16 protein-coding genes are annotated in these 17,297 nt (G+C 74.8%); 9 read left to right on the forward strand and 7 right to left on the reverse strand.

The genetic code is table 11. The features are described 5' to 3' along the window. Window positions 1-55 precede the first annotated feature (55 nt). Window positions 56-1,105 (reverse strand): isopenicillin N synthase family dioxygenase, encoded by a 1,050-nt coding sequence (locus ACZ34W_RS26460; RefSeq protein ID WP_396491704.1) that lies wholly within the window; start codon window positions 1,103-1,105, stop codon window positions 56-58. A gap of 319 nt (window positions 1,106-1,424) precedes the next feature. Next, window positions 1,425-2,324 (reverse strand): LysR family transcriptional regulator, encoded by a 900-nt coding sequence (locus ACZ34W_RS26465; protein ID WP_396491703.1) that lies wholly within the window; start codon window positions 2,322-2,324, stop codon window positions 1,425-1,427. Between the two features lie 193 nt (window positions 2,325-2,517). Here ACZ34W_RS26465 and ACZ34W_RS26470 point away from each other — a divergent pair, with 193 nt between their 5' ends. Continuing rightward, window positions 2,518-3,591: a DMT family transporter gene (locus tag ACZ34W_RS26470; RefSeq protein ID WP_465607691.1), complete on the forward strand. Its 1,074-nt coding sequence runs from the start codon at window positions 2,518-2,520 to the stop codon at window positions 3,589-3,591. A 108-nt stretch (window positions 3,592-3,699) separates the two neighbouring features. Continuing rightward, window positions 3,700-4,152, forward strand: coding sequence for an SgcJ/EcaC family oxidoreductase (locus ACZ34W_RS26475; RefSeq protein WP_465607599.1), 453 nt, complete (start codon window positions 3,700-3,702; stop codon window positions 4,150-4,152). A gap of 37 nt (window positions 4,153-4,189) precedes the next feature. Here ACZ34W_RS26475 and ACZ34W_RS26480 read toward each other — a convergent pair whose 3' ends face one another. Continuing rightward, window positions 4,190-5,128 carry an oxygenase MpaB family protein gene (locus tag ACZ34W_RS26480; RefSeq protein ID WP_465607601.1) on the reverse strand — a complete coding sequence of 313 codons (939 nt, stop codon included), beginning with the start codon at window positions 5,126-5,128 and terminating at the stop codon, window positions 4,190-4,192. A 136-nt stretch (window positions 5,129-5,264) separates the two neighbouring features. Between ACZ34W_RS26480 and ACZ34W_RS26485 the strand changes: the two genes are divergently transcribed. Then, window positions 5,265-5,420: a hypothetical protein gene (locus ACZ34W_RS26485; RefSeq protein WP_396491700.1), complete on the forward strand. Its 156-nt coding sequence runs from the start codon at window positions 5,265-5,267 to the stop codon at window positions 5,418-5,420. A 23-nt stretch (window positions 5,421-5,443) separates the two neighbouring features. Here ACZ34W_RS26485 and ACZ34W_RS26490 read toward each other — a convergent pair whose 3' ends face one another. The 3 genes from ACZ34W_RS26490 to ACZ34W_RS26500 all read right to left on the reverse strand — a co-directional run bounded on the left by ACZ34W_RS26490 (window position 5,444) and on the right by ACZ34W_RS26500 (window position 7,257). Further along, the gene (locus ACZ34W_RS26490) at window positions 5,444-6,031 is read right to left on the reverse strand and encodes a DinB family protein (protein WP_465607603.1); all 588 of its coding nucleotides are present in this window, start codon (window positions 6,029-6,031) and stop codon (window positions 5,444-5,446) included. A 38-nt stretch (window positions 6,032-6,069) separates the two neighbouring features. Beyond that, a complete protein-coding gene (locus tag ACZ34W_RS26495) occupies window positions 6,070-6,540 on the reverse strand; it encodes an SRPBCC family protein (RefSeq protein WP_465607605.1) in 471 nt (156 codons plus the stop codon). Window positions 6,541-6,783: 243 nt separating this feature from the next. Then, window positions 6,784-7,257 (reverse strand): carboxymuconolactone decarboxylase family protein, encoded by a 474-nt coding sequence (locus tag ACZ34W_RS26500; RefSeq protein WP_352296581.1) that lies wholly within the window; start codon window positions 7,255-7,257, stop codon window positions 6,784-6,786. A 265-nt stretch (window positions 7,258-7,522) separates the two neighbouring features. Here ACZ34W_RS26500 and ACZ34W_RS26505 point away from each other — a divergent pair, with 265 nt between their 5' ends. The 3 genes from ACZ34W_RS26505 to ACZ34W_RS26515 all read left to right on the forward strand — a co-directional run bounded on the left by ACZ34W_RS26505 (window position 7,523) and on the right by ACZ34W_RS26515 (window position 13,707). After that, the gene (locus tag ACZ34W_RS26505) at window positions 7,523-8,278 is read left to right on the forward strand and encodes a hypothetical protein (RefSeq protein ID WP_465607607.1); all 756 of its coding nucleotides are present in this window, start codon (window positions 7,523-7,525) and stop codon (window positions 8,276-8,278) included. 79 nt (window positions 8,279-8,357) lie between these two features. Continuing rightward, window positions 8,358-10,211 carry a DNA polymerase Y family protein gene (locus ACZ34W_RS26510; RefSeq protein ID WP_359838323.1) on the forward strand — a complete coding sequence of 618 codons (1,854 nt, stop codon included), beginning with the start codon at window positions 8,358-8,360 and terminating at the stop codon, window positions 10,209-10,211. Window positions 10,212-10,410: 199 nt separating this feature from the next. Continuing rightward, a complete protein-coding gene (locus ACZ34W_RS26515; RefSeq protein WP_465607609.1) occupies window positions 10,411-13,707 on the forward strand; it encodes an error-prone DNA polymerase in 3,297 nt (1,098 codons plus the stop codon). Between the two features lie 28 nt (window positions 13,708-13,735). On the opposite strand, the gene ACZ34W_RS26520 is transcribed toward ACZ34W_RS26515, so the two are convergent. Continuing rightward, complete coding sequence (locus tag ACZ34W_RS26520) at window positions 13,736-14,485, reverse strand: helix-turn-helix domain-containing protein (protein ID WP_465607611.1); 750 nt, start codon at window positions 14,483-14,485, stop codon at window positions 13,736-13,738. A 244-nt stretch (window positions 14,486-14,729) separates the two neighbouring features. On the opposite strand from ACZ34W_RS26520, the gene ACZ34W_RS26525 reads away from it, so the two are divergent. From ACZ34W_RS26525 to ACZ34W_RS26535, 3 genes are all read left to right on the forward strand, one after another. Next, window positions 14,730-15,401, forward strand: a complete 672-nt coding sequence (locus ACZ34W_RS26525) for a DUF4097 family beta strand repeat-containing protein (protein WP_465607613.1) — start codon at window positions 14,730-14,732, stop codon at window positions 15,399-15,401. 106 nt (window positions 15,402-15,507) lie between these two features. Continuing rightward, complete coding sequence (locus ACZ34W_RS26530) at window positions 15,508-16,470, forward strand: ATP-binding cassette domain-containing protein (RefSeq protein WP_465607615.1); 963 nt, start codon at window positions 15,508-15,510, stop codon at window positions 16,468-16,470. Beyond that, window positions 16,467-17,252 (forward strand): ABC transporter permease, encoded by a 786-nt coding sequence (locus ACZ34W_RS26535; RefSeq protein WP_465607617.1) that lies wholly within the window; start codon window positions 16,467-16,469, stop codon window positions 17,250-17,252. The genes ACZ34W_RS26530 and ACZ34W_RS26535 overlap by 4 nt, the downstream gene beginning before the upstream one ends. The last annotated feature ends 45 nt before the right edge of the window (window positions 17,253-17,297 follow it).

A 17,297-nucleotide genomic window follows, 5' to 3' on the forward strand; every position in this document is an offset into this window, starting at 1 on the left:
GGGTGGTGGGCGCGGGTGTAGCCCTGCCCCTCGTTGCGGCCGAACCCGCCGGGGGTCAGCGCGAGCCGGCGTCGGCGAGGTCGGGGTGGTGGCGGCGGGTGACCTCGGGGTGGGCGCGGGTGTAGCCCTTCCACTCGTTGAGGCCGAACTCGGCGAAGAGCGGGTTGCCCGGGTCCTGGGTGGCGCCCGGGGCGTGGTGCGCGAGGGGGAAGTCGAGCGGCTCGATGTGGGCGTCGAGGCGCGGGTTGTAGAAGAACGGGATGGAGAAGCGCTCGCGGGCGCCGGCCGGGCTGACCACGCGGTGGTTGGTGGCCTTGAGGTAGCCGTCGGTGGCGACCTCCAGCAGCTCGCCCAGGTTGACCACGAAGGCGCCCTCCATCGGCGGCACCTCCAGGAAGCTGCCGTCCGCGCGCTCGACCTGGAGGCCGCCGACGGTGTCCTGGAGCAGGAGGGTGATGAAGCCGTAGTCCTTGTGCGCGCCGACGCCCTGGCCGGCGCCGTCGGGCGCGGTGCCGGGGTAGCGGACCAGCTTCAGCCGCAGGTGCGGGTGGCCGGCGAAGGCGTAGTCGTAGAAGTCGGGGGCGGCGCCGATCGAGGCGAGGAGTTCGTGCAGCAGCCGCTGGGCGACCGCGCCGAGGCGGTCGATCCAGCCGAGCGCGGCGGTCCGCAGCTCGGGGAGCGCGGTGGGCCACTGGTTCGGGCCCTCCAGCCACCAGTACGGGGGCTCGCCCCGCTCCGGGACGTGCGGGGGCAGCTCGGCCCCGATGTCCAGCTGGTCCCGCCAGTCCTGGCTGCCGCCGGTGAGCTCGTGCCCGGTGCGGGTGTAACCGCGGAAGTGCGGGGAGTTGAGGTTGCTCACGGCGAGCCGGTCCGCCTCCGGCAGGGCGAAGAACGCCCGCATCGCGTCGATCAGGGCGGCCGTCTCGGCCGGGGTGACGCCGTGGCCGACGAGCTGGAAGAAGCCGACGCCGGTGGCCGCCTTCCGCAGGTCGTCGTGCAGGCGGAGCCGGTCGTCGGCGCTGCCGTCGGCGAGCGAGAGGTCGATCACCGGGAGGGCGTCCGCGGGGGCGGCGGAGGGGGTGCTGGAGGAGTGCTGCTGCGTCATGGGTGACATCCGCTGGGTCTCGTCCTGGCCTGTCCCGGTGATCGACCGGGGATGCCGGGGCCGCGCCTGGTGCGGCGGGTGCTCCGGGGGTCAGGAGGGGGGACGCGGCCGCCTGGGGCCGCGCATGAGGGTGGGAGGCGCGAGGTTCAGCTGGAGCGTCGACAGGACATGCTCGTCACGCGGAGCAGGTCCACGTGGCGACGACGAACGAGTATGAGCACCTCACCAGCCTAAATGACGGTCGCACCGCCGGGGGAGACCCCTGCACCGAGTTGATGGCGTGGCCCTGACAAGGCTGTCCCGGTGCTCGTGCCACCTGTCAGACCCGTGCCGCCCGGGCCGCCTCCCGGAGGGAGGCGAGCAGCTGGGCGAGGGCGGGCTGCCCCCAGGCGGTGGTGCGGACGGCGGCGTGCACGGCGCGGACCGGCTCCGGGGCGCGGAGCCTGCGGACGGTCACACCGGGGTGGCGCCGGGCGAGGCCCAGGAGCGGGACCAGGGCCACCCCGAGCCCGGCCGCGACGAAGCCCTGGGCGGTCGGGTAGTCCTCGCTGTCCACCGCGAAGCCGGGGCGGAACCCGGCCTCGGCGCAGGCGTCCAGGACGGTGTCGAGACAGGGGCCGGTCCGCTCGCTGCCGACCCAGGGCTCACCGGCCAGGTCGGCCAGGTCGAGGACGCGCCTCGCACCGAGCCGGTGGCCCCTCGGCAGGACGGCGCGGTACGGGTCGTCGAGCAGGGGGACGAGGCGCAGCCCGGGGTGCTCGCCCCCGTGCGGCCGGACCACCACCGCCACATCCGCCCGCCCCCGGAGGACGTCCTCCAGCGGGTCCTCGGGGTCGGTCATCCCCAGGTCGAGCCGCACCCCCGGGTGCTCGCGGCGGAAGGCCGCGACGGCGGGCGCCACCAGGGCGGCGCCCGCCGTGGCGAAGTAGCGGACCGTCAGGGAGCCGCTGCGCCCGGCCAGCAGATCGGCGAGCGCCGTGCCGGCCTCGGCCACCTGCCGTTCGATGACGGCGGCGTGCTCGGCGAGCAGCCGCCCGGCGGCGGTCGGCCGCACGCCGCGCCCGGCGCGTTCGAGCAGCGCCGTCCCGGTCTGCTTCTCCAGCGCCGCCACCTGCTGGCTCACGGCGGACGGCGTGTAGCCGAGCGCGGTGGCGGCCGCGCTCACCGAGCCGCCGGTGACCACCGCGCGCAGCACCTGTAGACGTCGCACATCGAGCATGTAGTCCAGCTTAAACGTGCTGAAGAACTTTTCACTTGTCCTGTCGGGTCCGGGCGGGCAGCGTTCCTTCCGGTGCTTCCGGTGCTTCCGGTGCTTCCGGTGCTTCCGGTGCTTCCGGTGCTTCCGGCGCCCGGCGCTCCCGGCCTCCCGGTCGGGAGGCCGACCGACGAAAGGCAGGTGTCCCGTGCTGCGGATGGCCGTGCTCGCCCTGCTCTGGGGATCGGGCTTCCTGTGGACCGAACTCGCGCTCCGGAACGGGCTGACCCCGCTGCAGATCACCGCGCTGCGCTCCGCCCTCGGGGCCGCGGTGCTGCTGCTCCTCGCCCGCTCCGCCCGGCAGCGGCTGCCGCGCGGCGCCGCGGTCTGGCTCCGGCTCGCCGTGGCCGCCCTGTTCTGCAACGTGCTGCCCTTCTTCCTGGCCGCCCTGGGCATGCGGACCGTCGGCTCGGGGCCCGCCGGGGTGCTCAACGCGACGACCCCGCTCTGGTCGCTGCTGATCGGCCTGGCGCTCGGGACGGAACGCGGGTGGCACCCGAGGCGCCTCGTGGGTCTGCTGCTCGGCTTCGCGGGGGTGCTGGTGATCTTCTCGCCGTGGCAGGGCGACGCGGGGCCGGCGCACCAGCACGGCGGCGCCCCCGGCTGGGGCGTGCTCGCCCTGCTGGGCGCGGCCGCGAGCTACGCGGTGGCGTTCACCTACATGGGCCGCGTGCTCACCGGCACCGGTACCGCCCCGCTCGCCCTCTCCGCCGCCCAGCTCACCGTGGCGGCCGGGCTCGGCTCGCTGGCGCTGCCGGCCGCCGCCGGTGCCACCGACGGGTTCAACGTCCGGGCGCTCGCGGCGGTGACCGTGCTCGGGGTGCTCTCCACCGGGCTCACCTTCCACCTCAACTACCGGCTCATCGCCACCGAGGGCGCCACCGCGGCCGCCACCGTCGGCTACCTGCTGCCGGTCGTCTCCACCGGGCTCGGCGCGCTCGTGCTCGACGAGCCGTTGAGCGCGAGGGGCGTCACGGGAATGGCCGTGGTGCTGGCCGGGGTCCTCCTGACCCGTCCGCGGCCGACCCGGGAACGGGCGGTCACGGCCGCCCCGGACGCCCGGGCGACCCCCGTGCCCGCTCTGCCCGCCGTGCCCGCCGTACCCGCCGGCCGGACGAACGGGCCGGGAGTGCCGGATCACTCTGGCGGACACCCGGCTTCCGCACCCTGTTCACCGCCACCGCGCTCACCCGGCTCGGCACCGGCCTCGGCCACGTCGCACTGCTCCTGACCGCCGTCACCGCCTACGGCGCGAGCGCCGGGCAGGTCAGGGCCGGGGTGGAGCCCGCGGCCCAAAAGACTTGACCTCAAGTCGGCTTGAAGGTCAATCATGGTCATCATGAACACGAACACCACGGCCGTCGAGGCCGATGCCCGGATCGGCGCCGAGGCCGACATCGCCGTTGAGACCGAGGCCGTCGGGCGGGTCGTCGCCGCCCTCCAGTACGCCCAGGTCAACGAACTCGTGGAGGAGTTCGTCAGCCTCTTCCGCGAGGACGCGATCTGGACCACCGGCCACGGCAAGCGCCTCACCGGGCGGGACGAGATCGCCGCGTTCACCCGCACGGTGCTCCCGGGCGCCTTCCTCGGCTCCGGGAACACCGCCGAGTACGAGGTGGTGCACGTCCTCTTCGTCCGCCCCGACGTGGCCGCGGTCAAGGTCCGCCAGCGCTACCTCACCCTCGCCGGCGAACAGGTCGGCGAGGAGGGCAGCCCGCTGTACGTGATGGCCAAGGAGGACGGGCGCTGGCTCCTGGCGGCCTGCCAGAACACCCTCGTCGTCCCCGAGTGAGGGCGCCGGTCCGGGGCGGAGCGGGTGCGGCGGGCGGTCAGCCCCCGGCCGGGTCCGTGCCCCCGGCCGGCCCGGTCGCGGCGGGCGGGAAGGGGCAGCCGCCCCGGGGAGCGGCGCCGTCCCCGGTGGCGCCGTCCTCGAAGGTGCCGAGCTCGGCGATCCGGTACCCGCCCGGGTAGCTGCGCACCTGCCGGCCGTCGCGGGCCAGGCGGGGGGAGCGGCGCGGCGGCAGGAGGCGGACGAGCCGCCCGCGCAGCCGCATGCCGGAGCGGACGGCGTACCGGAGCGCGGCCGGGGGCCGGGAGTACCCGAAGGCCTCGCGCAGCGGATCGTCGAGCAGGCAGATCGAGGACACCCGCATCGAGGGCCGCAGCGGGGCCGGGTACCAGGAGGCCATCAGGCCGAGGGTGGCGTCGGAGACCTCCCGGCCGCCCCGGTCGTGGCCGAAGTGGGCGCGCTCGTAGCCGTCCAGCAGCCGCTCGAACGCGTCGTACGTCTCCGGGATGTCGCTCAGGCCCATGTGGCGGCCCAGTTCGCGGTAGTAGTTGGTGGTGGCCCGCACCTCGTGCTCGGAGTACGGGCGCCAGCCGTAGTCGTCCAGCCAGCGCTTGGGCACCACGACGAAGGTGGCGAGCACGTACAGGAAGTCCTCGTTGGAGATGTCGTACCGGTGGTGCATCCGGTTCATCCGCCGGATCGCCTCCCGGCCCTGCTCCGAGGCGAAGCCGTGCTCGACCACGGCCTCCAGGATCAGCACGGTGTCGTCGTAGCGCTTCTGCGCGCGGCGGGTGAACTCGCCGGTCCGCGCGAGCAGTCGGCCGATGCTCGGGACGGCGTAGGTGCGGTAGAGCGCGAAGCTGAGCGACTGGGTGGTGTCCCACGGGAACTCGTACCAGCTGCTGATCCGGTAGATCTCGGTGAACTCGGTCTCCGGGTCCATCCGCTGAATGGTCTTCAGCCAGTCGTATCGCTGCACAGGCCAGACCCTAGGGTCCCGGTCAGGGACAGGTCAACGCGGCCCCGCCGCGCCGCCGGCCACTCCGTGGCGCGCGTTGGCCTACGCTTCCCGGGGGCGGCACGCCGGGTCGGCCGCCGGGGGAGGGGGGGACGGCATGCTCGAATGGCTTCTGGTGGTCCTGATTCCGGTCGGCCTCGTCGCCGTGGCCGGCCTCGCGTACTGGTGGTGGGCGAGAGCCGGCACCGAACGGCCCGTGGAGCACCACAGCTCCATGCCGAGCGAGTACCACGGCACGGACGGCGCGGGCTGAGCTCCGCTCGGGGAGTGGGGGTGTCAGGTGGGCTGGGCGGCCGTGCGGGCTGCTTGTTCGACTCGGGCGTGGTGCTCCTCCCACTGGGGGCGGTCGCCGGGGGCCATGTTCCCGTCCCCGTCGCGCAGGCCGGTGGTGCCGTCGAGCTGTTCCCGGACGATGTCCGCGTGGCCGGCGTGGCGTTGGATCTCCGCGATCATGTGGACGAGGACCCGGTGGAGCGTCAGTTCGCTCCGGTTGCCGAAGGGCACCCGGCCGACGGAGTCCAGCGGGAGTGACCCGATCGTCGCGTCCGCGTGGACCCATGCCGCGCGGTACCGGTCGACGATCTGCTCCCGGGTCTCCTCGGGGGTCGCCCAGAGGTCGGCGTTCGGCTCGGCGTCGCCCGTGATCCACAGGGGCGTTCCGGCGAACGGCCGCCCGAAGGTGGCTCCGAAGTAGAGGGTCTCGGCGCCGGTCGCGTGCTTGACCAGCCCCAGCAGGTTGGTGCCGGTCGGCGTCATCGGGCGGCGGATGTCGTACTCCGACAGGCCGTCGAGCTTCCAGAGCAGGGCGTCCCGGGCGTCCTGCAGATAGATCTGAAGGTCCTTCTTGAAGTCAGGTCCGATCATGCGACCAGTCTGCCACCCCGCCTCCGACCGACGGGCGGTCAGTGCCGCGGCGGGGTCCGGCCGGGAGGCGTGGTCAGCGCGGTGGCGGCGGCGTCGAGGATGTTCCGGAACGTGCGGGTGATGACCGGCCGGGCGAACAGCCGGGTGAGCGGGCCGCCGAGCAGCGGGACGCCGACCTCGGCGCGGGTGGTCCAGCGGACGTGGGTGCCGCCGTCGACCTCCGTGAAGGTCATCCGGCCGAGTTCGTGACGGGACGGCGGCAGGCTCCGGTCGACGACGTACTCGGTGGCGTACGGGGGGTCGTAGTGGGTGATGCGCTCGCTGAACCAGCCGATGAGCCACAGGTGGTTGCGGACGGCGCCGACGCCGTAGGGCGCCCCGCTGCCGCGCCGGGCGAGGCGGCAGCGCAGCACCAGCGGCGAGGCCGTGTAGTTGGTGGTCGTGGTGAGCCAGCGGAACACGTCGTCGATGGGGGCGTCGATGACGCGTTCGACGGTCATGGTCTCCATGGTGCGTCCTCCTCGGTCGAGCGGGTCGCTTCCTCGTGTGCCAGGGAGACGACGTGCACCGGAGGGATGTGACGCTCCATCAGTGTGACTGCCGTCACGCCCGGTTGGCGAAGGCGTCGGTCGCGGAGCCGGGCTCGCGAAGGCGGCGAGGCGGACACCTCGCGCCCGTCGGGTGCGCGGGTGTCCGCCTCGTCGGTGACCCCGGTCCGGGCCGGATCCGGCCGTTCCGGGCAGTGCTCCCGCTCAGGCGAACTGGCCGGGCCGGTAGTCGCCGGCGGGCATCTGGAGCATGACGTTCCCGCGGTTGAAGGCGTTGATGACGGTGATCACTCCGACCAGGGCGCCGAGCTGGTCCTCGTCGTAGTGCTGGGCGGCGTTCGTCCAGACCCGGTCGGAGACGCCACCGGCCGCATCGGCGATGCGGGTGGCCTCCTCGGCGAGTTCCAGGGCGGCGCGCTCGGCCTCGGTGAACACCGTGGCCTCGCGCCAGGCCGCGACCAGGTTGAGGCGCTCCGGGGACTCTCCCGCGTGCACGGCGTCCTTGAAGTGCATGTCGGTGCAGAAGCCGCAGCCGTTGATCTGGCTGGCGCGGAGCTTCACCAGCTCCTGCGTCGCGGCCGGCAGGGTCGAGCCTTCGAGCACCTTGCCCGCGGCGATGATGTGCTTGAAGACCTTGCCCAGGACCGGGTTGGTGAAGGGGTTCAGGCGTGCTTCCATGACGCGCTCCAAAGTCGGTGTCCGGCGGCTTGCACTCCTTTGACGAGGCAGCCCGGCGAGTTGTGACACGGCCGTTCCGCGAGGTGCCCGGACCCCGCCGTGCCGGGAGCGCGGCGCCCGCGCCGCGACGGGGCACCCGTGCCGACCAGGGCGATCGCCCCCGGGGCGGTCCGGGGGCCCCGAGCGGCGGGCAACACGGAGAGTGACCGTTGGGGTGGACCAAGCAGACTTGAATCTTTGCGAACGAATGTTCGATCCTGGGGGTGTGCCCGTTTTCGAATCTGTTTTCGAATCCACCGCCGAGCGGCAGCCGCTCCGCCCGGTGGAGCCCGCGGCTGCCCTCGGTGCCGCTACCGGCACCGAGGCGGTCGACGGTCGGCGCGGGCTGCTGCCGGTGCTGCCCGCGCTGGGGGCGGTGCTGCCGGAGGGCGGGCTCCGGCGGGGGACGACGGTGTCGGTGGGGGCCGGGGACACCGGGCTGCTGCTCGCGCTGGCCGCCGGGGCACGCGGGTCGGACGGCGGCTGGGCGGCCGCGGTCGGACTGCCCGACCTCGGGCTCGCCGCGGCCGCCGGGTACGGGCTGGACCTGCGGCGACTGCTGGTGGCGGACGACCCCGGGCCGCACTGGGCCGAGGTGGTGTCGGTGCTGGCCGGGGCGGTCGAGCTGATCATGCTGCGTCCGGACGGGCCGGTGGCACCCAAGCCGGCCGCCCGGCTGGCGGCCGTGCTGCGGCGCAGTGGCTGCGTGCTGCTGGTGGCCGGGCCGTGGCCGGGGGCGGGGCTGCGGCTGGAGGTGCGCTCCGGCCGCTGGTTCGGGCTGGGTGACGGGCACGGCCAGCTCACCGGGCGGCAGGTGGAGGTGGCGGTGGAGGGGCGTGGCTCGGCGGTGCGCGGGCGCACCGCCCGGCTCTGGCTGCCGGACGAGCACGGCGAGGTGCGGGCGGTGGCCGAGGCCGCCGAGGCGGGGGAGGACGTGACGTCGGGGGTCGGGGCGGACCTCGACCGAATGGCGGTGGTGTGAGATGACCGGCGGCGGAGCGTCCGGAGAATCCGGAGCGTCCGGAACACCTGCGGCAGCCGGCACCCCCGGGACGCCGCGGGTGCTGGTGGTCTGGTGCCCGGACTGGCCGGTGGTGGCCGTCGAAGGGAGCGCGGACGGCGGCGGCGACGTCCCGGTGGCGGTGGTCGCCGGCGGGCGGGTCCTGGCCTGCTCGGAGGCGGCGCGGTCGGCCGGTGTGCGGCAGGGGCAGCGGCTCAAGCTGGCCCAGCGGCTCTGCCCCGCGCTGGAGCTGCGGGAGCGGGACCCGGAGGCGGAGACCCGGCGGTTCGAGCCGGTGGTCGCGGCGGTCGAGGCGTTCACGCCCCGGGTGGAGGTGCTGCGCCCGGGTCTGTGCGCGATCCCGATGAAGGGCCCGAGCCGGTACTTCGGCGGCGAGGAGGCGCTGACGGCGAAGGTGCAGCGGGCGGTGGCGGCCGCCCTGGCCGGTGCGGCGGACCGGGGCGAGGAGGCCCCGGAGGTTCGGGCCGGGCAGGCCCATCCCGCGGACGCCGAGCACGCCGGGCCCGCCGGGCGGGCGCACCCGCCGGAGCCCGGGGCCGCCGACGCCCCCGGGTGGACGCGCCCGGCGGAGGCCGAGCGTGCGGCGGCGCGGCGCCGCGCCGGGGCGGTGGACGGCCTGTTCGCCGCGGCGCCCGCGGCCCGGGACGGCGCACCGGGCGGGTTCGCCCGGCCGCCCGAGCCGCCCGCCGGCCCGGATTCCGGGCCGGACACCGAGGCGCGCCCCGGGGAGGCGGACGCGGTGCCGCCGGCCCGGATCGGGGTCGCCGACGGCCTGTTCGCCGCCGTGCTGGCAGCCCGGGCGGGGGTGCTGGTGCCGGCCGGCCGGACGGCGGAGTTCCTCGCCCCCTATCCGGTGGCCGCGCTCGGTGACGAGGGGCTGGCGGAGCTGCTGGACCGGCTCGGCCTGCCCACCGTCGGGGCGTTCGCCGCGCTGCCCGCCGAGGCGGTCGCGGACCGCTTCGGCCCGGCGGGCACGGCCGCCCACCGGCTGGCCCGGGGGCTGCAGCCGCGCCCGCTGGTGCCGCGGACGGAGGGGCCGGACCTCTCCGTCGAGCAGTGCTTCGACCCGCCGGAGGCGCTCGCCGAACCGCTGGTGTTCGTCGCCCGCACCCTGGCCGAGCAGTTGCACCAGCGGCTCGCCGGGGCGGGTCTGACCTGCCAGCGGGTCGCCGTCGAGGTGGCCTGCGCGGACGGGCGGACCGTCTCGCGGCTCTGGCGGCACGAGGGCCGGCTGTCGGCGGCGGCGCTCGCCGAGCGCGTCCGCTGGCAGCTCCAGGCCTGGCAGGGCGCGGGGACGTTCGCCGTGCCGGACGGCGGGCCGTCGCACGACGCGGGGTTCACCGCCCTGCGGCTCGTACCCGACGACCTCTCGCCCGACCAGGGCCGGCAGCTGGCGCTCTGGGGGCAGGCGGTCGCGGACGACCGGGTGGAGCGGGCGGTGGCCCGGGTCCAGGCGGTGCTCGGGCACGCCGGGCTGCGCCGGATCGAACCGGCCGGCGGGCGGGGACCGGGCGAGCAGGTGGTCCGGGTGCCGTGGGGCGAGCCGTACGACCCGGCGGCGCCGGCCGACGCGCCCTGGCCGGGGCGGCTGCGGGACGTCTGGCCGGCCGTGGTGCACCGCGCCCCGGTGCCGGTCGCGGTGCTGGACACGGCCGGGCGGCCGGTGAACGTGGACGGCCGGGCGGGGGTGTCGGCCCGGCCGGCCCGGATCGCGGTGCGCGGTCGGGACCTGGTGGTCGACGGCTGGACCGGACCCTGGCCGGCGGTCGAGTACTGGTGGGACCAGGCGCGCGCCCGCCGCCGGGCACGTTTCCAGGTCACGGTGGCGGACGGGCGGGCGCTGCTGCTCACGGTGGAGAACGGCGAGTGGTTCCTGGAGGCCGGTTACGACTGACGGAGCACGGCGGCGGAGCGGCGGGGACGGAGCACGGCAGGGAGAGATCGGCGGGGAAAGGCCAGCGGGAGCACGGCAGGGAGAGATCGGCGGGGAAAGGCCAGCGGGAGCACGGCAGGGAGAGATCGGCGAGGAGAGGCCGGCGGGGAGCACGGCAGGGGGCAGGACACGAGCGAGAGACCGAAGGCGACAACCCCCGATGGGATTCACCAGCCACCCCGCGCTCCCCTGGAGCGAGCTGCACCGACGCCTGGCCGGCGGCCGGCCGGGCCCGGCCGCCGGCCAGGTGGTGCCGATCCGCCGCCGGGCCGAGGACCGCGGCCCCGGGCCGGCCGGGCCGACCGGCGATCCGGCCTGGGCGGAACTGCACGTCCACTCGGCCTTCAGCTTCCTCGACGGTGCCAGCGACCCCGAGGAGCTGGTCGCGGAGGCCGCCCGGCTGGGCGTCGAGGTGCTCGCGCTCACCGACCACGACGGCCTCTACGGCGCGGTCCGCTTCGCCGAGGCGGCCCGCGAGGCGGGCGTCGGCACGGTGTTCGGCGCCGAGTTGACGCTGCGCCGCGACCAGGAGGTGGAGCACCTGCTCGTCCTGGCCCGCGACCCGGCCGGCTACCGCCGGCTCTCCGCGGCGATCGGCGCCGCCCAGCTGGCGGGCGGGGCCAAGGGCCGTCCGGCGTACGACTTCGCCGCGCTCGCCGACGCGCACGACGGCCACTGGGCGGTGCTCACCGGCTGCCGCCTCGGCCGGGTCCCGGCCGCCCTGGCCGCCGGAGCCGCCGAGTCCGCCCTGGCCGCCGGAGCCGCCGGGGGCTGGGCCCGCGCGGACACCTCCCGGGGCGTCGACGGGGCCGAGCGCCGGCTGCGCACCCTCACCGAGGCGTTCGGCCGCGAGAACGTCCACGTCGAGCTGATCGACCAGTGGCTGCCCGGCGACGACCTGCGCAACGACGCCCTCGCCGCGCTGGCGGCCCGGCTCGGCCTCCCCGTCGTCGCCTCCACCAACGCGCACCACGCGGGCCCGGCCCAGGGCCGGCTGGCCCAGAGCCTGGCCGCCCTGCACGGGCGCCGGACGCTCCAGGACGCGGCGGGCTGGACGCAGGCGGCCGGCACCGCGCACCTGCGCTCGGGCCGCGAGATGGCGGCCCGGCTGGCCCGCTTCCCGGGGGTGCGGCAGGCCACCGTCGACCTGGCCCGGGCCTGTGCGTTCGACTTCACCCGGCTCGACCCGGAGCTGCCCGGCTTCCCCGTCCCGCCCGGCCACACCGAGATCAGCCATCTGCGCGCGCTGGTCGCCGCCGGCGGCCCGGCCCGCTTCGGGCCCGGGAACGCGGCCGCCCGCCGGCAGCTCGGCAAGGAACTGGACGTCATCGAGGACCTGGAGCTGGCCGGGTACTTCCTGATCGTCCACGACATCGTCGACTTCTGCCGCCGGGAGTCCATCTGGTGCCAGGGCCGGGGTTCGGCGGCCAACTCGGCGGTCTGCTACGCGCTCGGCATCACCGCCGTCGACCCGATCCACTACCGGCTGCTGTTCGAACGCTTTCTCTCCGTCGCCCGGGACGGCCCGCCCGACATCGACCTGGACATCGAGCACCGCCGCCGCGAGGAGGTCATCCAGTACGTCTACCGCCGCTACGGGCGCGAGCACGCCGCCCAGGTCGCCAACGTGATCACCTACCGGCCCCGGCTGGCGCTGCGCGACGCGGCCCGGGTGCTCGGCTACCCGCAGGGGCAGGTGGACGCCTTCAGCCGGCAGAGCGACTTCCGCTCCGCGCCCGGCCCGGACGCCGTCATCCCCGCCGACGTGCTCGCCCTGGCCGGTCAACTGCACGGCCTGCCGCGCCACCTGGGCATCCACTCGGGCGGCATGGTGCTCACCAGGGAGCCGATCGCCGAGATCTGCCCGACCGAGTGGGCCCGGATGCCGGGGCGGTCGGTGCTGCAGTGGGACAAGGACTCCACGGCCGGTGCCGGACTGGTCAAGATCGACCTGCTGGGCCTCGGCATGCTCTCCGCCCTGCACGACACCTGCGACCTGATCGCCGAACACCACGGCGCGCACTACGACCTGGCGACCATCCCGGTCGACGACGCGGGCGTGTACGCGATGCTGCGCCGGGCCGACACGGTCGGTGTCTTCCAGGTCGAGTCGCGCGCCCAGATGGCGACCCTGCCGCGGCTCAAGCCGGACCACTTCTACGACCTGGTGGTCGAGGTGGCGCTGATCCGCCCGGGCCCGATCCAGGGCGGCTCGGTCCATCCGTACCTGCGCCGCCGGGCCGGGGTCGAACCGGCCGGCTGCCCGCACCCGTTGATGGAGAACGCGCTCGGCAAGACCCTCGGGGTGCCGCTGTTCCAGGAGCAGATGATGCAACTGGCCATCGACTGCGCCGGGTTCACCCCCGCCGAGGCGGACCGGCTGCGCCAGGCGATGGGCTCCAAGCGCTCGCACGAGCGGGTCGCCCGGCTGCGCGAGCGGCTGCTGGGCGGCATGGCCGAACGCGGCATTCCGCCGGAGACCGCCGAGGACGTCTACGTCAAGATCGAGGCCTTCTCCAACTACGGCTTCCCGGAGAGCCACGCGATCAGCTTCGCCCACCTGGTGTACGCGAGCGCCTGGCTCAAGTACCACTACCCGGCCGCCTTCACCTGTGCGCTGCTGGCCAACCAGCCGATGGGCTTCTACGCGCCGCTCAGCCTGATCTCGGACGCCCGGCGGCACGGCGTACGGGTGCGCGGGGTGGACGTCAACGCCAGCGGGGCCCGGCCGACCCTGGAGCCGTACCGGGGGCCGACCCCGGAGCCGCCGCTCACCGCCGGCAAACCGCAGGCGGCCATCCGGCTCGGGCTGGACACCGTGCGCGGGGTCGGCACCCCGCAGGCCGAGGCGATCGCGGCCGGGCAGCCGTACGCCGACCTGGAGGACTTCGCGCGGCGCACGGGCCTGCCCGCGCCGGTCCTGGAGGCCCTCGCCGCGGCGGGCGCGTTCGGCTGCTTCGGGCTGGGCCGGCGTCAGGCGCTCTGGGCCGCCGGGGCGTTCGCCGGGGTGTCGACGGCGCTGATCCCCGGCACCACGCCCGGCACCGAGGCCCCGCCGCTGCCCGAGATGACCCCGGTGGAGGAGACCATCGCCGACCTCTGGGCCACCGGGGCCTCCGCCACCAGCCACCCCGTCCAGCACCTGCGCGCGCACCTGGAGCGCGGCGGCGCACTGACCGCCGCCCAGCTGCCGGGGGTGGAACCCGGCTCGGCGGTGGTGGTCGGCGGACTGGTGACGCACCGCCAGCGGCCGCCGACGGCGGGCGGTGTGCTGTTCCTCAGCCTGGAGGACGAGACCGGCCTGATCAACGTGATCTGCAGCCGCCCGGTCTGGGAGTCCCAGCGCCGCACCGCCCTGGACCGGGCCGGCCTGCTGGTGCACGGTCACGTCGAACGGGACCGCGGGGCCACCAACCTGGTCGCCACCCGGCTCACCCCGCTGCGCCTGGGCGCCTGACCCGGGGGCGCCGGTGACGGCTGGCCGGTCAGCCGTCCGACGCCGGCCCGGTGGCGCCGTCCGGAGCCGCCGCGGGCTGCGGGTGCAGGATCTCGCGGGCCTGCTCGGCGGACCGGGCGATGCTCTCGGAGACGAAGTCGAGGAAGCGGGCGATGTTTTCGAGGCGGGCGCCGGCCGGCGTGCCGGCGTCGAGCACGCCGACGCCCTGGCGTGCGGTCTCGGCGATCTGGGCGGTGGAGCGGGCGCTGGCGATCATCGACTGGTACCAGATGTCGTTGTCGACGAGGTAGCGCTCGCGGCGGCGCTCGTCGCGCTCCCGGCGGACGAAGCCCTGGGCGTCGAGGAACGTGATCGCCTTGGAGACGGAGGCCGGGCTGACCTGGAGACGCTGGACGAGTTCGGACGCGGTGAGGCTGCCCGAGTCGGTGAGGCAGAGGCAGGCCATCACCCGGGCCATCATCTGGGGCATGCCCGACTGCAGCATCGCGGTGGTGAACGCCTCCTCGTACGCGCGCACCGCGTCGGCGTCGCGGCCGTGCTCCTGCGGGACGGCCGCGGGGTCCCGGGGCGCCGCCTGCCGGCGGCGGGCGCGGTGCCCGGTGGCGCGCTGGGCCAGGTCGGCGCGGTAGCCGGTGGGGCCGCCGTTGCGCATCACCTCGCGCGTGATGGTCGAGGTCGGGCGGTCGAGCCGCCTGGCGATCTCGGCGTAGGGGAGGCCGTCGGCCAGCCCGAGCGCGATCTGCTGGCGTTCCTGCTGGGTGAGCCTGCCTCCGGGCATCGCGGTCTCCTTCGGGGTGGGTAGTGCGCCGAGCATAGCGTTCACTCTCAATCCATTGCAACGAATGGACGGCGGCTCGTTGCATTAGGCGCGAAACCATTGCAATGAAATCACCGCAACTACCTGCGCTGATGGGATTCTGACGCAACGAGTGTGTTGCCAGCATCATGAATGCAACGTAGCTTTTCCCTCATCGGAAACGACGGGCCGACCGAGTGCCCGCCGCCGCAGAAGGAGAAGAACGATGCAGAAGTTCGCCACCACCACCCCGATCGCCGCCGTCCTCGACATCCCCGCCGGCAGCGTCCGGCTGATCGCCGCCGACCGCAGCGACACCACCGTCGAGGTCCTCCCCGCGAACGCCGCCAAGGGCGCCGACGTGAAGGCCGCCGAGCGGATCACGGTCGAGTACACCGACGGCGTCCTGCGGATCGCCGCCGCCCCGGCCGCCAACCGCCTCCTCGGCCAGTCCGGCGCCGTCGAGATCACCGTCCAGCTCCCCGCCGGCTCCCGGATCCAGGCGAAGACGGCCGCCGCCGACCTGCGGGGCGTCGGACGCCTGGGCGACGTCACCCTCGACGGCGCCCAGGGCTCGGTCAAGCTCGACGAGACCGCGAACGCCCACCTCACCCTCCTCGCGGGCGACATCACCGTCGGCCGGCTGAACGGCTCCGCGCAGCTCAGCACCCGCAAGGGCGACCTGCGGATCACCGAGGCCACCGGCGGCACCCTCGACCTGCGCACCGACGCCGGCGCCATCGAGATCGGCGCCGCCCGCGGCGTCTCCGCGACCCTCGACGCCGGCACCGCCCACGGCCGGATCCACAACACCCTCCAGAACACCACCGGCGCCGACGCCGCACTCACCATCCGCGCCACCACCTCCTACGGCGACATCACCGCCCGCAGCCTCTGAACCGCCCGCAGCCCCCGAACCGCTCACAGCCCCCGAACCGCCCGCAGCCTCCGAACCGCTCACAGCCCCCGCACCACTGTTCGCAGCCTCTGAAGGAGCACCTCTCATGACCGACCTGGCCATCGCGGCGAACGGGCTGCGCAAGTCCTACGGCGACAAGAGCGTCCTCGCCGGGATCGACCTCGCCGTCCCCGAAGGAACGGTGTTCTCCCTGCTCGGCCCGAACGGGGCCGGCAAGACCACCGTCGTCAAGATCCTCTCCACCCTGATCGGCGCCGACGGCGGACAGGCCCGGGTGGCGGGCCACGACATCGCCACCGCGCCGCAGGCGGTGCGCGCCGCGATCGGTGTCACCGGGCAGTTCTCCGCCGTCGACGGCCTGATCACCGGCGAGGAGAACATGCTCCTGATGGCCGACCTGCACCACCTCTCCAAGCGCGAGGGCCGCCGGGTCGCCGCCGAACTCCTGGAACGCTTCGACCTGGTGGAGGCGGCCGGGAAGCCCGCCTCCACCTACTCCGGCGGCATGAAGCGCCGGCTGGACATCGCCATGACGCTGGTCGGCGGCCCGCGGGTCATCTTCCTCGACGAGCCGACCACCGGCCTCGACCCGCGCTCGCGCCACACCATGTGGCAGATCATCCGCGAACTCGTCACCGGCGGCGTGACCGTCCTCCTCACCACCCAGTACCTGGAGGAGGCCGACCAACTCGCCGACCGCATCGCCGTCCTGAACGACGGCCGGATCGCCGCCGAAGGCACCGCCGACGAGCTGAAGCGACTCATCCCCGGCGGCCACGTGCGGCTGCGCTTCGCCGACCCGGCCGCCTACCGGTCCGCCGCCCTCGCCCTGCACGACGTCACCCGCGACGACGAGGCCCTGGCCCTGCGGATCCCCAGCGACGGCAGCCAGCGCGACCTGCGCGCCGTCCTCGACCGACTGGACGCCACCGGCATCGCGGCCGACGAACTCACCGTCCACACCCCCGACCTCGACGACGTGTTCTTCGCCCTGACCGGCTCCAGCGTGCCCGCCCAGAACAACCAGTCCAAGGAGACCGTCCGATGAGCACCTTCGCCCTCGCCGCCCGTGACTCGGCCACCATGCTGCGCCGCAACCTGCTGCACGCCCGGCGCTACCCGTCACTCACCCTGAACCTGCTGCTCACCCCGGTCATGCTGCTGCTGCTCTTCGTCTACATCTTCGGCAACACGATGAGCGCCGGCATCGGGGGCGGCGACCGCTCCGCCTACATCGCCTACCTCGTCCCCGGCATCCTGCTGATGACCATCGGCAGCACCGTCATCGGGGCCGCGGTGTCCGTCTCCACCGACATGTCCGAGGGCATCATCGCCCGCTTCCGCACCATGGCGATCCACCGCGGGTCGATCCTCGTCGGGCACGTCGTGGGCGGCGTGCTGCAGTCGGTCGCCAGCGTGGTCCTGGTCGGCGCGGTCGCCGTGGCCATCGGCTTCCGCTCCACGGACGCCACCGCCCTGGAGTGGCTGGCGGCCTTCGGGCTGCTCGTCCTCTTCGCCCTGGCGCTCACCTGGATCGCGGTCGGGATGGGCATGGCCAGCCCGAACGCCGAGGCCGCCAGCAACAGCGCGATGCCGCTGATCCTGCTGCCGCTCATCTCCAGCGCCTTCACCCCCGTCGACGCGATGCCGGGCTGGTTCCAGCCGATCGCCCAGTACCAGCCGTTCACGCCGGCCATCGAGACCCTGCGCGGCCTGCTGCTCGGCAGCGGGATCGGCTACAACGGCTGGCTCGCCGTCGCCTGGTGCCTGGCGCTCACCGCGCTCGGCTACTTCTGGTCGACCTCGACGTTCAACCGTGACCCGAAGTAACCGGGACGACGGTGCGGGTCGCCTCCCGCGCCTCGCCCCGCCCCA

The sequence above is a fragment of the Kitasatospora sp. NPDC022856 genome (assembly GCF_055561235.1).

What these genes read in the sequence shown, in the direction of transcription:
- ACZ34W_RS26460 (WP_396491704.1), bottom strand. Translation starts at nt 1,105, where the DNA reads ATGACGCAGCAGCACTCCTCCAGCACCCCCTCCGCCGCCCCCGCGGAC.
- ACZ34W_RS26465 (WP_396491703.1), bottom strand. Translation starts at nt 2,324, where the DNA reads ATGCTCGATGTGCGACGTCTACAGGTGCTGCGCGCGGTGGTCACCGGC.
- ACZ34W_RS26470 (WP_465607691.1), top strand. Translation starts at nt 2,518, where the DNA reads ATGGCCGTGCTCGCCCTGCTCTGGGGATCGGGCTTCCTGTGGACCGAA.
- ACZ34W_RS26475 (WP_465607599.1), top strand. Translation starts at nt 3,700, where the DNA reads ATGAACACGAACACCACGGCCGTCGAGGCCGATGCCCGGATCGGCGCC.
- ACZ34W_RS26485 (WP_396491700.1), top strand. Translation starts at nt 5,265, where the DNA reads ATGCTCGAATGGCTTCTGGTGGTCCTGATTCCGGTCGGCCTCGTCGCC.
- ACZ34W_RS26490 (WP_465607603.1), bottom strand. Translation starts at nt 6,031, where the DNA reads ATGATCGGACCTGACTTCAAGAAGGACCTTCAGATCTATCTGCAGGAC.
- ACZ34W_RS26495 (WP_465607605.1), bottom strand. Translation starts at nt 6,540, where the DNA reads ATGGAGACCATGACCGTCGAACGCGTCATCGACGCCCCCATCGACGAC.
- ACZ34W_RS26500 (WP_352296581.1), bottom strand. Translation starts at nt 7,257, where the DNA reads ATGGAAGCACGCCTGAACCCCTTCACCAACCCGGTCCTGGGCAAGGTC.
- ACZ34W_RS26515 (WP_465607609.1), top strand. Translation starts at nt 10,411, where the DNA reads ATGGGATTCACCAGCCACCCCGCGCTCCCCTGGAGCGAGCTGCACCGA.
- ACZ34W_RS26520 (WP_465607611.1), bottom strand. Translation starts at nt 14,485, where the DNA reads ATGCCCGGAGGCAGGCTCACCCAGCAGGAACGCCAGCAGATCGCGCTC.
- ACZ34W_RS26525 (WP_465607613.1), top strand. Translation starts at nt 14,730, where the DNA reads ATGCAGAAGTTCGCCACCACCACCCCGATCGCCGCCGTCCTCGACATC.
- ACZ34W_RS26530 (WP_465607615.1), top strand. Translation starts at nt 15,508, where the DNA reads ATGACCGACCTGGCCATCGCGGCGAACGGGCTGCGCAAGTCCTACGGC.
- ACZ34W_RS26535 (WP_465607617.1), top strand. Translation starts at nt 16,467, where the DNA reads ATGAGCACCTTCGCCCTCGCCGCCCGTGACTCGGCCACCATGCTGCGC.